13 protein-coding genes are annotated in these 13,676 nt (G+C 59.1%); 8 read left to right on the top strand and 5 right to left on the bottom strand.

What is annotated here, in order from left to right:
• Positions 1-13 precede the first annotated feature (13 nt).
• The 3 genes from dnaK to IEX57_RS10120 form a co-directional block, all read right to left on the bottom strand.
• Positions 14-1,948: a molecular chaperone DnaK gene (dnaK, locus tag IEX57_RS10110; protein ID WP_188704208.1), complete on the bottom strand. Its 1,935-nt coding sequence runs from the start codon at positions 1,946-1,948 to the stop codon at positions 14-16.
• Positions 1,949-2,104: 156 nt separating this feature from the next.
• Positions 2,105-2,647 (bottom strand): nucleotide exchange factor GrpE, encoded by a 543-nt coding sequence (gene grpE, locus IEX57_RS10115; protein WP_188704209.1) that lies wholly within the window; start codon positions 2,645-2,647, stop codon positions 2,105-2,107.
• The gene (locus IEX57_RS10120; RefSeq protein WP_188704210.1) at positions 2,637-2,879 is read right to left on the bottom strand and encodes a hypothetical protein; all 243 of its coding nucleotides are present in this window, start codon (positions 2,877-2,879) and stop codon (positions 2,637-2,639) included. Before IEX57_RS10120 ends, grpE begins: the two co-directional genes overlap by 11 nt.
• A gap of 208 nt (positions 2,880-3,087) precedes the next feature.
• On the opposite strand from IEX57_RS10120, the gene aceA reads away from it, so the two are divergent.
• Positions 3,088-4,368 (top strand): isocitrate lyase, encoded by a 1,281-nt coding sequence (gene aceA, locus IEX57_RS10125; RefSeq protein ID WP_188704211.1) that lies wholly within the window; start codon positions 3,088-3,090, stop codon positions 4,366-4,368.
• A gap of 1,233 nt (positions 4,369-5,601) precedes the next feature.
• Here the strand turns inward: aceA and IEX57_RS10130 are convergent.
• Positions 5,602-6,255 (bottom strand): glutathione S-transferase family protein, encoded by a 654-nt coding sequence (locus IEX57_RS10130; RefSeq protein WP_229708951.1) that lies wholly within the window; start codon positions 6,253-6,255, stop codon positions 5,602-5,604.
• Positions 6,256-6,363: 108 nt separating this feature from the next.
• Positions 6,364-7,260, bottom strand: a complete 897-nt coding sequence (locus tag IEX57_RS10135) for a LysR family transcriptional regulator (protein WP_188704212.1) — start codon at positions 7,258-7,260, stop codon at positions 6,364-6,366.
• Between the two features lie 405 nt (positions 7,261-7,665).
• On the opposite strand from IEX57_RS10135, the gene aceB reads away from it, so the two are divergent.
• The 7 genes from aceB (at position 7,666) to IEX57_RS10170 (ending at position 13,660) form a co-directional block, all read left to right on the top strand.
• The gene (gene aceB / locus IEX57_RS10140; RefSeq protein ID WP_188704213.1) at positions 7,666-9,261 is read left to right on the top strand and encodes a malate synthase A; all 1,596 of its coding nucleotides are present in this window, start codon (positions 7,666-7,668) and stop codon (positions 9,259-9,261) included.
• A 133-nt stretch (positions 9,262-9,394) separates the two neighbouring features.
• Positions 9,395-9,679: a type II toxin-antitoxin system RelE/ParE family toxin gene (locus tag IEX57_RS10145; protein ID WP_188704214.1), complete on the top strand. Its 285-nt coding sequence runs from the start codon at positions 9,395-9,397 to the stop codon at positions 9,677-9,679.
• A 9-nt stretch (positions 9,680-9,688) separates the two neighbouring features.
• Entirely contained in the window at positions 9,689-9,970 is a 282-nt protein-coding gene (locus IEX57_RS10150; protein ID WP_188704215.1) for a HigA family addiction module antitoxin, read from the top strand.
• Between the two features lie 151 nt (positions 9,971-10,121).
• Positions 10,122-11,435: a DUF3422 family protein gene (locus IEX57_RS10155; RefSeq protein WP_188704216.1), complete on the top strand. Its 1,314-nt coding sequence runs from the start codon at positions 10,122-10,124 to the stop codon at positions 11,433-11,435.
• A gap of 145 nt (positions 11,436-11,580) precedes the next feature.
• Positions 11,581-12,198 carry a glutathione S-transferase N-terminal domain-containing protein gene (locus IEX57_RS10160; protein WP_188704217.1) on the top strand — a complete coding sequence of 206 codons (618 nt, stop codon included), beginning with the start codon at positions 11,581-11,583 and terminating at the stop codon, positions 12,196-12,198.
• Between the two features lie 146 nt (positions 12,199-12,344).
• Positions 12,345-12,842, top strand: a complete 498-nt coding sequence (locus IEX57_RS10165; protein ID WP_188704218.1) for a glycine zipper 2TM domain-containing protein — start codon at positions 12,345-12,347, stop codon at positions 12,840-12,842.
• A 182-nt stretch (positions 12,843-13,024) separates the two neighbouring features.
• Complete coding sequence (locus IEX57_RS10170; protein ID WP_188704219.1) at positions 13,025-13,660, top strand: histidine phosphatase family protein; 636 nt, start codon at positions 13,025-13,027, stop codon at positions 13,658-13,660.
• Positions 13,661-13,676 lie beyond the last annotated feature (16 nt).

Consider the following 13,676-nt stretch of genomic DNA (forward strand, 5'->3'; position numbering starts at 1 on the left):
GCGCCTCACACGCTTACTTGTTGTCTTTGACTTCGGTGTACTCGGCGTCAACGACATTGCCGTCATCCTTGCCGGCTGCGCCTTGTTGCTGCGCACCCGCGGCGCCTGCGGCACCGGCGTCACCACCTTGTGCGGCGTACATTTGCTCGGCCAGTTTGTGGCTGGCTTGCATCAGCGCGTTGGATTTCTCGTCGATCAGGGCCTTGTCGTCACCCTTGGCGGCTTCTTCCAGTGCCGTGATCGCGGCTTCAATGGCGGTCTTTTCTTCGGCCGACACCTTGTCACCAAACTCGACCAGCGACTTCTTCACCTGATGGATCAGGCTGTCGGCGCCGTTCTTGGCGTCAACCATTTCGCGGGCCTTCTTGTCTTCCTCGGCGTGGGCCTCGGCGTCCTTCACCATTTGCTGGATTTCTTCTTCCGACAGACCAGAGTTCGCCTTGATGGTGATCTTGTTTTCCTTGCCGGTGGCCTTGTCCTTGGCGGACACGTGCAGAATGCCGTTGGCGTCGATATCAAAAATCACTTCAATTTGCGGCGTGCCACGCGGTGCAGCCGGAATCCCTTCCAGGTTGAACTGGCCCAGGCTCTTGTTGGCGGCGGCCATTTCACGTTCGCCTTGCAGCACGTGGATGGTCACGGCGCTCTGGTTGTCGTCGGCCGTCGAGAACACTTGCGATGCCTTGGTCGGGATCGTGGTGTTCTTCTGGATCAGCTTGGTCATCACGCTACCCAGGGTTTCGATACCCAGCGACAGCGGGGTCACGTCCAGCAGCAGCACGTCCTTGCGGTCGCCCGACAGCACGGCGCCCTGAATGGCGGCGCCTACGGCCACGGCTTCGTCCGGGTTCACGTCACGGCGCGGGTCCTTGCCAAAGAACTCTTTGACCTTGTCCAGCACCTTCGGCATACGGGTCTGACCACCCACCAGGATCACGTCGTCGATGTCGGTGATCTTCAGGCCAGCGTCTTTCAGCGCAATGCGGCACGGTTCGATGGAGCGGTCGATCAGTTCATCGACCAGGCTTTCGAACTTGGCGCGGGTGATTTTCAGCGTCAAGTGCTTCGGACCGGTTGCATCCATGGTCACGTACGGCAGGTTGATTTCAGTCTGCGCCGTGCTGGAGAGTTCGATCTTGGCCTTTTCAGCAGCTTCTTTCAGGCGCTGCAGGGCCATCACGTCGTTCTTCAGGTTGATGCCGGTGTCTTTCTGGAATTCGCCAATGATGTAGTCGATCAGGCGTTGGTCGAAGTCTTCACCACCCAGGAAGGTGTCACCGTTGGTGGCCAGCACTTCAAACTGCTTGTCGCCATCCACATCGGCAATTTCGATGATGGAGATATCAAACGTACCGCCACCCAGGTCATACACGGCGATCTTGCGATCACCCTTTTCGTTCTTGTCCAGACCAAAGGCCAGTGCGGCAGCGGTCGGCTCGTTGATGATGCGCTTGACTTCCAGACCGGCGATGCGGCCGGCGTCCTTGGTGGCCTGACGCTGGCTGTCGTTGAAGTAGGCCGGTACGGTAATCACGGCTTCGGTCACTTCTTCGCCCAGATAGTCTTCGGCGGTCTTCTTCATCTTGCGCAGCACATCGGCAGAGATTTGCGGCGGGGCCATCTTGCTGCCGCGCACTTCAACCCATGCATCGCCATTGTCAGCCTTGACGATGGCATACGGCATCAGGTCGATGTCTTTCTGCACTTCTTTTTCAGTGAACTTGCGGCCAATCAGGCGCTTCACTGCGTACAGGGTGTTCTTCGGGTTGGTCACGGCCTGACGCTTGGCCGGCGCGCCAACGAGGGTCTCGCCGTCTTCCTGGTAGGCAATGATGGAGGGCGTAGTACGTGCGCCTTCAGAGTTTTCGATCACTTTCGGTTGACCGTTTTCGATCACGGCCACACACGAGTTGGTGGTGCCCAAGTCAATACCAATGATTTTTGCCATTTAATTTTGTCCTTTCAATGCTTTGTGCCTGCCGCCGCCTTGTTGGCGCCGGCGTTCAGTTCAATAACCTTGATGCAAAAGTGGGGATGTCACCGACCTTTTCAAGAGAAACGATAGCGATTCGCTATTTCTCCGATAAGGCGCGTCAATCCGCGCTTACTTCGGTGCTGCAACCACGACCATGGCCGGGCGGATAACACGACCCGACAACTCATAGCCCTTTTGCATGACCTGGACGACCGTGTTGGGCTCGGCATCGGCCGGCGCCATCGAAATCGCCTGGTGCTTGTTCGGGTCCAGCTTCTCGCCCAGCGGGTTGATCTCTTTCAGATCAGCCTTTTCAAAAGCAGCAGCCAGTTGCTTGTTGGTCAGATCAACGCCGGTCTTGAGGTTCTCGAACGATGCGGACTGATCGGCCAGCGCCATTTCCAGCGAGTCCCGCACTGCCAGCAGTTCCCGGGCGAACTTCTCAACCGCAAATTTGCGGGTCTTTTCATTGTCTTCAGCAGCACGGCGACGGATGTTTTCCGCCTCGGCCCGCACATACAGCACGTCCTGACGGGCTTTATCCAGTTCAGCCAGCAAAGCGGCCAGATTCACATCCAGCTGGCCATCATCAGCTGCGGCTTGCTCACCTGCGCCGACCTCCAGGTCTGCGGCGTTTTCCAGGTTCGGTTGATTTTCGTTTTCACCAGACATTGCATACCTCCATAACGATGCAGGCAGAAATGGGGATGCCCTTACCCATTTCAAGGGTATTTGCATACAGAAGTGTTTTTCTCAGGCAAATCAAGACAAGGATTCGTTTCTGCAGCAGGCCGGCCTGCGGCGCTGCGGCATTTTGCATGCCCGTCATTTGCCCGAAACCCGGCAGGATCAGGCAAGCACTGTGCGTTTTATGCCGCCTGTCATTGTTGCGCCGCAACGACATGACAGACGGCCAGATCGCGCTAAAACGCGATAGCTGACGGGTTTGGCGGCCTCTTTTTTATTTGAAACCGAAGCCCTGGGGTAAGCCCCAATATGTAGTCACAAAAATTTCACTACATTTGATGGTGCACCGCAATAACCTTTGCAAAACAAGGTGCAACTTCTTTTTGAACCCGGCTGCAAAGCCAAGACTACTGCGGGAGAACGCCATGACCACTCGTGAACAACGCATTGCTCAGCTTGAACAGGATTGGCGAGAAAACCCGCGCTGGAAAGGCGTCACACGGCCCTACACGGCCGCAGATGTTGAAAGACTTCGTGGCTCACTACAAGTCGAGCACACGCTGGCCCGTACCGGCGCCAACAAATTGTGGAAGCTGCTCCATGAAACGCCGTATATCAACGCGCTGGGAGCGCTGACCGGCAACCAGGCCATGCAACAAGTGAAAGCGGGCCTGAAAGCCATTTATCTTTCTGGCTGGCAGGTGGCGGCAGACGCCAACCTGGGCAGCGAAATGTATCCGGACCAGTCGCTGTACCCGGCGAACTCGGTACCGCAAGTCGTGCGTCGCATCAACAACACGCTGCAACGTGCTGACCAGATCTCTCACTCCGAAGGCGACGACAGCATCGACTGGTTCGCCCCGATCGTGGCCGATGCCGAAGCCGGCTTTGGCGGCGTCTTGAACGCTCACGAACTGATGAAGGGCATGATCGAAGCCGGCGCCGCTGGCGTGCACTTTGAAGACCAGCTGGCCAGCGTGAAGAAATGCGGCCACATGGGCGGCAAGGTGCTGGTTCCGACGCGCGAAGCCATCGAAAAACTGGTCGCTGCCCGTCTGGCTGCCGACGTCATGGGTGTCCCGACTATCCTCGTGGCCCGTACCGACGCGGAAGCTGCGGACCTGTTGACCAGCGATGTGGACGACAACGACAAGCCGTTCTGCACCGGCGAGCGCACGCCGGAAGGCTTCTACCGGACCAAACCGGGTCTGGAGCAAGCCATCAGCCGTGGTCTGGCCTACGCGCCGTACTGCGATCTGATCTGGTGTGAAACCGGCAAGCCGGATCTGGAATACGCCCGCAAGTTTGCCGAGGCCATCCACGCCAAATTCCCGGGCAAGCTGCTGTCGTACAACTGCTCGCCGTCGTTCAACTGGAAGAAGAACCTGGACGACGCCACCATTGCCAAGTTCCAGCAAGAGCTGGGCAAGATGGGCTACAAGTTCCAGTTCATTACCCTGGCGGGCTTCCACTCGCTGAACTACGGGATGTTCAACCTGGCCCACGGCTACGCCCGTACCGGTATGAGTGCCTTTGTGGAACTGCAACAGGCCGAGTTTACCGCCGCAGAACGTGGCTTCACCGCGGTGAAGCATCAACGCGAAGTGGGTACCGGTTACTTTGATGCCGTGACGCAGACCATCCAGCAAGGTCAGTCCTCCACGACCGCGCTGAAGGGGTCGACCGAGGAAGAACAGTTCCACTAAGCCGGTTGTTTTGCTGGTGTTTGATTGCACCTTTGCGCACGGCGGCGCCACCCGCACGCTGCCGTGGCAAGACTGTTTTGCTGTAGCTGCAATTCTTGTCTTCACGCTCTGATAGACCACCCTGACCGGGTGGTCTTTTTTTTGGGGTTTGGGGTGTGGGTTTGGATTTGGTGGTTTGCTTGTGCGGGTGAACAGCGGTTGTTAGCGCCTGCGGCGCGGGTTTTCAAAAGCATTGATACCCGCGGTGGCGGGAGCACCCTACTTTCTTTGCTTCGCCAAAGAAAGTAGGCAAAGAAAGGCGACCCCAGCCCTGCGGCCCTCCGGGCTGCCCTCTCTCACTCGGGAGCCTAAGGTCTCCCTCCCTCCTTCGGCGCTTGGCTTTAATGGGGGGAGGAAAGGCAACTGCAACGACAAAACCCCAAAAACAAAGCAACGGCAAAAGCCACGACAACGACAAAACCTGAAGCCTGAAACCAACACCAACACAAGGTCATCCAGGTGCAGTTTTTGTAGGGTGGATTCGGAGCGGAGCGACAATCCATCATCGCAGCGGTGGATTGCTTCGCGAATCCACCCTACGCCGTTGACTTGCAAGAATGGCCGGTTAACCCAACCACTTCGTCATTCCGGACCTCGGCGGCCCCCTTGGCCGGAATCCAGCTGCGATGTATGCAAGAGCCACAGGATCAACGCGAGACATTGGCAGTAATCCGCCGAAAGCAGCCCGTTGGGCTGCGGGCTGGATTCCTGCCTGCGCAGGAATGACGAAGTGGTGGGCTAAACCCGTCATTCTTGCGTGCGGATGGTTTGCGGGTTTGGGGTTGCTTCCGAAGTTGCCGTTGATTTGCGCGGTTGCAGTTGCAGTTGCAATTGCAGTTGCAGTTGCCTTTGCCGTTGAGCCCCTTGACTGCGCCGAGCATCGCAGCAAGGCGCGGGGTTTCGGCGGAGGGGTGTCTGAGCGAAGCGAGTTCCCGTAGCCAGCCGCGCCTTGCGAGAAGCGCAGGGAACCCGAAGGGCGCCGTCGCAGGGGTCGCCTTTTCTTTGGGCACTTTCTTTTGGCGACCCAAAAGAAAGTGCCTTGCTGTCGGGCAACCCCCGACATGTAAACCACCGCGCCGTCAGGCGCTAACAGCAGCAGTTAAGGGTTTAGCAACAGCAACCCGCAGGTTGTCGCTCCCACCCCAACTCCACCCAGGGCACTGCAATGGAGGCAATGGTGGAACGCCACCACCATCAAGGCAATTTCCCGAACATATCCCCAAATGGCATCATCACATGCTCCCGATACGCCGGGCTCTGCGAGAGCCGCTCCAGCCAGTGCTCCACATTGGGCAGCGGCGGCCGCTCAGCCCCCATGGTCAGATAGCGGAACACGGTCGTGCCGGCGCCAAAGTCGGCCAGGGTCAGCGTATCGCCACCCAGATACGGTCGCTGCGCCAGTTGTTGATCCAGCAGGCCATACAACCTGGCACACTGCTGGGTAGCACGTTCAATCCGCCCGGCATCACGCTGGGCTTCAGGGGTGCGGTAAAAACCAAAGAACAGGTCGATGAACGCCGGTTGCAAGGTGGTTTGGGACCAGTCCAGCCAGCTATCGGCCACGGCACGCTGCGCCGGGTCGGCAGACCACAACGAGCCCTCGCCAAACGTGGCGCCCAGATAGCGCAGGATGGCCTGGGATTCCCACACCACCACGCCATCATGCTCAATCACCGGGATCTTGCCGTGCGGATTGCGCGCCAGAAACTCTGGCGTATCAAGGCCGCCAAATGCGCCGCCCACATTGATGTGCTCGTGTTCCAGCTCAAGCTCGCCAATAATCCACATGACCTTTTGCACGTTCAACGAATTGCGTCTTCCCCATACTTTCAGTGCGGCTGCAGGCACGGCGGTTCTCCATCCGGTTTGGTTAGCGGTTCAAACAAGTCTGGTACAAAAACGGGCAGTGGCATGGCCATGCTGCGGGCATAGCATATACAAAAATCGCAGCACTGGTTAATTCCAATAGCCCGGTTCGTTATATACGGCTTTGAGGTGATCGACAAAATGCCGCACCCGCAGCGGCATGAATTTGCGCTGCGGCATCATGGCGTAGACCGGGTAATCGGGCGCGGAGAAGGCATCGAGCACTGTCACCAGCCGGCCATCGGTGAGGTCGTCCTTGACCTCCCACAAAGAGCGCCAGGCCAGACCGTAGCCCTTGAGCGCCCATTCGTGCAGCACGACACCATCATTGCATTCGAGTACACCGGTTACGCGCCGGTTCACCAGTTCACCCTCCACCCGGAACACCCAGCCGCGCGACTGGCTGGCGCCGAGCGACAAGCACTCGTAGCGCTCCAGGTCATCTGGCGTTTGCGGAATACCGTGCTGCGCCAGGTAAGCTGGTGCGCCGACGACCACACGGCGGTTCTCGGCAAGGCGCACTGCCACCAGGCTGGAATCGGCCATATCGCTGATGCGGATAGCGCAGTCAACGCGCTCTGCCGCCATATCGACCAGCCGGTCAGACAGATCAAGCGTGACGCGCAAATCTGGATGCAGGCGTTGAAAGGTGGCCAGATGCGGCGCCACATGCCGCCGGCCAAACCCCGCCGGCGCCGTCACCCGCAAATGGCCGCGTACACGACTGTTGCCGGAGGCCACCGCCGCCTCGGCTTCTTCCAGTTCAGCCAGAATGCGCTGGCCATCTTCATAAAACGCCGCGCCTTCTTGCGTGAGCGTGACGCGGCGGGTGGTACGCACCAGCAAACGCGCGCCCAGACGTTCTTCCAGCGCGTCCAGCCGGCGGCCGATGACGGCCGGGACCACGCCTTCTACCCGTGCGGCGGCACTGAGCGAGCCATGGTTGACCACTTCGATGAAGGTTTGCAGCTGTTTCAGTTCACTCATGGGAGATGGCCGTCTTCTGAATATGATTAACGCGGGATCCTGCAACTTCGTCATTCCTGCGCAGGCAGGAATCCAGTGGGGCGCGCGGTGCGTGGACGACGGTACCAAGGACACTGAAAAGGGTTTGCCGGGATATGCCCACTTGCGGCGGGCGTGCTGGATTCCGGCCTGCGCCGGAATGACAAGTCAGAGGCTTGCATACCATTTTGCCCCCAACCTCCACATCCCGCGCCCCCGCCTCACCCCTCACCCCTCACCCCTCACCCCTCACCCCTCACCCCTCACCCATTATGTACTTAAAAGTAAAAGATGATATGCATAAACCGCGCTTTTTCATCCATGAAGCACTCACTACACTGGCTGTAGTCAAAAATTGATCCGCTACCCCAACCTGAGGTCCGCACCATGAGCCAGTTGCCGCAAGGCGTTGTCATCAACGCGCCCGTTTCGCCCGAATTTGCCGAAATCCTCACGCCTGAAGCCTTGGCGCTGGTTGCCACACTGCACCGCGCCTTTGAAGGCCGCCGGCAAGAATTGTTGTCCCGCCGCGTGCTGCGCCAGAAAGATCTGGATACAGGCAAGCGCCCGGATTTTCTGGCTGAAACAAAGTCTATCCGCGAAGGCGACTGGACCATTGCCCCGCTGCCGGCCGATCTGGCCTGCCGCCGGGTAGAGATCACCGGCCCGGTCGAGCGCAAGATGATCATCAACGCGCTCAACTCCGGCGCGGATAGCTATATGACGGACTTTGAGGACTCCAACACGCCCAACTGGGACAACCAGATTCAGGGCCAGATCAACCTCAAGCAGGCCGTGCGCCGCACGCTGTCGTTCCGTAACGAAGCGGGCAAGGAATACAAACTCAACGACAAGATCGCCACCCTGATCGTGCGTCCGCGCGGCTGGCATCTGGATGAAAAACACGTCACGGTCGATGGCCAGCGTGTCTCTGGCGGCATTTTTGATCTGGCGCTGTTCCTGTTCCACAACGCCAAAGAACAACTGGCGCGCGGTTCCGGCCCGTATTTCTATCTGCCCAAGATGGAATCGCACCTGGAAGCGCGCTTGTGGAATGACATCTTCATTCTGGCGCAGGAAGAAGTCGGCATTCCGCGTGGCACCATCCGCGCCACGGTGTTGATCGAAACCATTCTGGCTGCGTTCGAGATGGACGAAATCCTGTACGAGTTGCGCGAGCACTCCTCCGGCCTGAACGCGGGCCGTTGGGATTACATCTTCAGTTGCATCAAGAAATTCAAGACCGACAAGGATTTCTGCCTGGCCAACCGCGCGCAGATCACCATGACCGTGCCGTTCATGCGCGCTTATGCGCTGAACCTGGTCAAGACTTGCCACAAGCGCAACGCCCCGGCCATTGGCGGCATGAGTGCACTGATCCCGATCAAGAACGACCCGGTCGCCAACGAAAAAGCCCTTGCCGCCGTGCGTGCCGACAAAACCCGTGATGCCGGTGACGGCTTTGACGGCGGCTGGGTGGCGCACCCGGGCCTGGTGGCCCTGGCCATGGAAGAGTGGGTGAAGGTGCTGGGCGACAAGCCCAACCAGATCAGCAAGCAACGCGACGACGTACACACCCAGGCGGCCGATCTGCTGAATTTCCAGCCGGAACAGCCGATCACCGAAGCCGGCCTGCGCATGAATATCGACGTGGGCATCCAGTACCTGGGTTCCTGGCTGGCCGGCAACGGCTGCGTGCCGATCCACAACCTGATGGAAGACGCCGCCACCGCCGAAATCAGCCGCAGCCAGGTCTGGCAGTGGATCCGCTCGACCAAGGGCGTGCTGGACGACGGCCGCAAAGTGACCGCCGACATGGTGCGCGGCCTGATTGCGCCAGTGCTGGATGACATCCGCAATGAACACGGCGAGACCACCTATAACCGCATCCCGTATGCCCGCGCCGCAGAAATCTTCGAACAAATGAGCACCAGCGAAGACTTTGCCGAGTTCCTGACCCTGCCGTTGTATGAGGAAATCTGAGCTCGCAGCTTCAGTTCACGTTTTGCCAAACGCCACGGCCTGCCGTGGCGTTTTTGTTTTAGGGTCAGCCTGATCGCGCGGGCACGCCATAACGCGTAGCGTCATATAACGTTACGCGTTATAGTGTAAAACAATGGCGATCCAGACTTTCCGGAACAAAGAAACGGCTGCCATCTGGGCTGGCGAACCGGTCCGCAAACTCCCGCTGGAAATACAAAACGTGGCGCGCCGCAAACTACGCATGATCAACGCGGCGTTAACGCTGGACGATCTGCGTATCCCGCCTGCAAACAGGCTGGAGCCACTGCAAGGAAAACGATCGGGGCAGTACAGCATCCGTATCAACAATCAGTGGCGCATCTGTTTTCAGTGGGATAACGGCAACGCGTTTGATGTCGGGATTGTCGACTATCACTAAGGACACTTCATGGACAGGCTCTCCAATATCCATCCGGGCGAAATCCTGCTGGAAGAATTCCTGCGCCCCATGAATCTCAGTCAGAATGCGCTCGCCCGCGCCATGCGCGTCCCGCCGCGCCGGGTTAACGAGATTGTGCTGGGCAAGCGTGCGATCAGTGCCGACAGTGCTTTGCGCCTGGCCATCGTGCTGGGCACAAGCCCCCAATTCTGGATGAATCTGCAGACGGATCATGATCTGGAACGGGCCGCCTCAGCTGAGCTTGAAACATTGCCACGCCTTGCTGCTTGAAGATCTCCGGGACTGAGGTCACCGCAAGCCGCGCAGGTTGACCTTGAAGTTGCGCCATTTCCACTACAAATCGCCGCTCATGCTGCGACGCAACAATCATTGATTCCAGCAACTATCATGAAGCCATTCCTGAACCAACCAGGAGCGCGCCATGCTCGTGCTGGATGCCCCTTCTTCGTTGCGGCTGGTCGACCACCCTTTGCGTCATGATCTGGCCGCAGAAGCGCATGCGCGGCCGTTTGATCCGGTCAGTGCGCCCAGTCAGATCAGCTATATCGCCTTTTTGAACCGTAATCTTTCGCTGGAGCAAGAGCATTGTCTGCTTGCGCAGTTGTGCGCGGAGTACGAAGCGCCCACGCCGGACGAAACGCAGATTCATTATTCGGTGGATGTCGGCGTCATGCGTATCAAATGGGCGCGGCATTCAGAATTCTCGTCCTACACCTTTACGCGGCCGGGCTGGGTGGCCGAGCCCTTTGAACGCCCCGCGCTGACTACCGTGCCGGCGGGCTGGTTGCAGCAGTTGCCCGGCCAGGTGCTGGTGGCTGCGCACGCTGCACTGGTGGCGGAGCATGACGCGCCGGAGAGCACGACAGATGCCGCACAGCTGTTCTTTGCCGGTCAGGACTTGATTGGCTCAGAGATCGGTGAAGGCGCGGCACGCGTGCTGACTGATTTTCGTATCCACAGTGACGGCTTTTCGCGCTATTTGCTGGTGGATCGTCATATGGGGCAACGCCAGGCCGGCCGCATGCTGCAGCGGCTGTTCGAGATCGACACCTATCGCATGATGGCTTTTCTGGCGTTGCCACTGGCCAAGAGCATTGCGCCGGAACTGGCGCAGGCCGATCGTGAACTGGCCGAGTTGACCAATGCCATGACCGAAGCCCGGCTGGCCGATGAACCGCAGGTACTGGACCGCCTCACGCAACTGGCGGCGCGGGTGGAACGGGCGCTGTCGATGACGGACTACCGTTTTTCGGCGTCCCATGCCTATTACGACATCGTACAGCGGCGGATTGAAGAACTGCGCGAGGTGCGCATTCAGGGCATTCAGCCGTTTCATGAGTTCACCGAGCGCCGCCTGCGGCCGGCCATGGATACCTGCCAGTCGGCCGCGGCGCGTCAGCGCACGCTGGCCGAACGCGTGAACCGGGCCTCTGCCCTGCTGCGTACGCGGGTGGATATCTCAAGAGAGCGGCAGAACCAGGCGCTGTTAAGTTCGATGGACCGGCGTGCCCATTTGCAATTACGGCTGCAGGAAACGGTGGAGGGGCTGTCGATTGCCGCGATCACCTATTACGCAGTGGCGTTGATCGGGTATCTGGCCAAGGGCCTGAAGGTGGCGGGCGCCGCCATCAGCCCAGAGCTGGTCATGGCCAGCGCGGTGCCGCTGGTAGCGGGCGCGGTGTATCTGGCTGGGCGCAAATTGCGGCAACGGCTGGCGGCGGAAAACCACCCTTAGCCGCCAACCCGGGTGTTCTCACAAAGGCGTTACCCCGACAGGTAACGCCTTTGTTGTCTTATCTGAGCAACTGGGGTGGCTGTCACCGGTGTTGGCAACTAGAATCAATTTTGATCTGTTCATGATTTGACTGACACCCGCCGCCATGAAGCTTTATACCTCCCTGACCAGCCCGTACGGCCGCAAGGTACGGATTGTTTGCCTCGAGAAACGGATCGAGATGCAACTGGTTGAAGTCACGACCGGCGCGCCGGACAGTCCGGTCAAAGACATCAACCCGCTGGGCAAGGTGCCCGCGCTGGTGCTGGACGATCACCGGCCCTTGTATGACTCCAGCGTGATCGTGGATTACCTGGATCACATCTCTCCGGTCGGCAAGCTGATTCCGGGTGATGCGCGTCAGGCCATCAACGTCAAACGCTGGGAAGCGCTATGTGATGGCATCCTGGACGCCGCCATCCTGATCGTGCGGGAAAAGCGTCGTCCGCCTGAACAGCAATCCACTGGCGTCATGGCGCATGAGCAAGGCCGGATTGATCGCGGCCTGGCGCAACTGGCGCTGGATCTGGGCGAGCGCAAATGGTGCATGGGCGACAGCTTTACCCTGGCCGACATTGCGGTGGGTTGCTTGCTGGCCTATCTGGATCTGCGCTTTGCTGACCTGCACTGGCAAAACGCCCACCCCAACCTGTTGAAATTGCAGGTGCGCCTGAACGAGCGCCCTTCGTTCATTGAAACCCTGCCGCCGCCTCCTGTTTCCTGAATTTAACCGTAAGCATTGTTGTGACGGCCTTCACGCAAAGCGTGTGTCCGCGTGTAACAATGCGTCAGAGTGTGAATTTGTCGTAAGCCTGCGCGTGTCTTATGCGTTTTAATCACCATGTCATAGCGACATATGAGGAGAACACCATGAAGACACAATTCAAAACACTGATCGCTGCCGCACTTGCCCTGTCCGCTACGTTTGCCATGGCAGATGCTTATCCCGATTACGCACGCGTGGTCAGCTCCACCGCCATCGTGCAGCGCGTGAATACCCCGCGCCAGGAATGCTGGACTGAAAACCAGCAAGTCCAGACCCAGAACCAGGCCGGTGGCGTGGTGGGCAGTATCATCGGCGGCGTGGCCGGCGGTGTGCTGGGCCATCAGGTTGGCGGTGGTCGCGGTAAAGATGTCGCCACCGTGGCCGGCGCCATTGGTGGCGCGCTGATCGGTAATGAGGTGGGTAGCGGCCAGCCGCAGGTACAGAACCAGCAAGTACAGCGCTGCCGTCAGGTCGATGCCTGGCAAGACCAGGTCACCGGTTACCACGTGACGTATGACTATAAGGGCCGCCAGTTCAGCGCCAACCTGCCGCAACAACCGGGTGACCGCATTCCGGTTGAAGTGAATGTAACGCCGCGCTAAGCGTCGCCAGACAACACCAGCAAACATCTACAAAACAAGGCCGTAAACAACAAAAACAGCGTACGGCGCAAAAGAGAAACTCAACCGGATACCGGTTAGCGTGCAAAAAAACAGAGGCTGCCTGAGGGCGGCCTCTGTCCTTTTGCGGTACGCTCAAACCCTTCAAGCACCAAGGAGAAGGCATGACCACCACCCTCTGGCTGATCCGGCATGGCGAAACCGCCTGGAACGCCGCAGGCCGCATGCAAGGCCACACTGATATTCCGCTCAACGAAACCGGCCTGGAGCAGGCCGATATGCTGGGCGTGCGCATCCGGGCCGAACATCAACGCCAGCCTTTTGGCGCCTTGTGGGTCAGCGACCTGAGCCGTGCCCGGCAAACTGCCGAGCCTGCCAGCGGTTTCACGGGCCTGCCGCTGTTGCTGGACCCGGAACTGCGTGAACGCAACTACGGCATTCTGGAAGGACTGACCCGCGCAGAAATCGCGGAAGAACAACCCGAGGCCTCGTCCGCCATCAAGGCGCGGCAAGTGGATTACCAGATTCCCGAAGGCGAGAGCATCCGCCAGTTTGCCGACCGGGTGGACCGGGTCTTGCGTGGCATTGCCCACCGTCACCCCGGCCAGCAGGTACTGGTGGTTTGCCACGGCGGCGTGCTGGATATCGCGTGGCGTCTGGCCACCGGCCAGGGGCTGGAAAAAGTGCGCGACCATACGCTGCTGAACGCCAGCATCAACCAGATTGCGTTTGATGGTCACGCTTTCAGCATGATCAACTGGGGCGATGTCTCGCACCTTGATCCGGGTATTCTGGAATAAACCGTCCGTCTGGCCT

This window comes from Silvimonas iriomotensis, assembly GCF_014645535.1.
Classification (GTDB): Bacteria; Pseudomonadota; Gammaproteobacteria; order Burkholderiales; family Chitinibacteraceae; genus Silvimonas; species Silvimonas iriomotensis.

Excerpts from the sequence above, each read along its gene's own strand:
- IEX57_RS10135 (WP_188704212.1), bottom strand. The coding sequence starts at position 7,260 with ATGAGTGAACTGAAACAGCTGCAAACCTTCATCGAAGTGGTCAACCAT.
- IEX57_RS10155 (WP_188704216.1), top strand. The coding sequence starts at position 10,122 with ATGCTCGTGCTGGATGCCCCTTCTTCGTTGCGGCTGGTCGACCACCCT.
- IEX57_RS10170 (WP_188704219.1), top strand. The coding sequence starts at position 13,025 with ATGACCACCACCCTCTGGCTGATCCGGCATGGCGAAACCGCCTGGAAC.
- grpE (WP_188704209.1), bottom strand. The coding sequence starts at position 2,647 with ATGTCTGGTGAAAACGAAAATCAACCGAACCTGGAAAACGCCGCAGAC.
- aceB (WP_188704213.1), top strand. The coding sequence starts at position 7,666 with ATGAGCCAGTTGCCGCAAGGCGTTGTCATCAACGCGCCCGTTTCGCCC.
- dnaK (WP_188704208.1), bottom strand. The coding sequence starts at position 1,948 with ATGGCAAAAATCATTGGTATTGACTTGGGCACCACCAACTCGTGTGTG.
- IEX57_RS10165 (WP_188704218.1), top strand. The coding sequence starts at position 12,345 with ATGAAGACACAATTCAAAACACTGATCGCTGCCGCACTTGCCCTGTCC.
- IEX57_RS10150 (WP_188704215.1), top strand. The coding sequence starts at position 9,689 with ATGGACAGGCTCTCCAATATCCATCCGGGCGAAATCCTGCTGGAAGAA.
- IEX57_RS10120 (WP_188704210.1), bottom strand. The coding sequence starts at position 2,879 with ATGTCGTTGCGGCGCAACAATGACAGGCGGCATAAAACGCACAGTGCT.
- aceA (WP_188704211.1), top strand. The coding sequence starts at position 3,088 with ATGACCACTCGTGAACAACGCATTGCTCAGCTTGAACAGGATTGGCGA.
- IEX57_RS10145 (WP_188704214.1), top strand. The coding sequence starts at position 9,395 with ATGGCGATCCAGACTTTCCGGAACAAAGAAACGGCTGCCATCTGGGCT.
- IEX57_RS10160 (WP_188704217.1), top strand. The coding sequence starts at position 11,581 with ATGAAGCTTTATACCTCCCTGACCAGCCCGTACGGCCGCAAGGTACGG.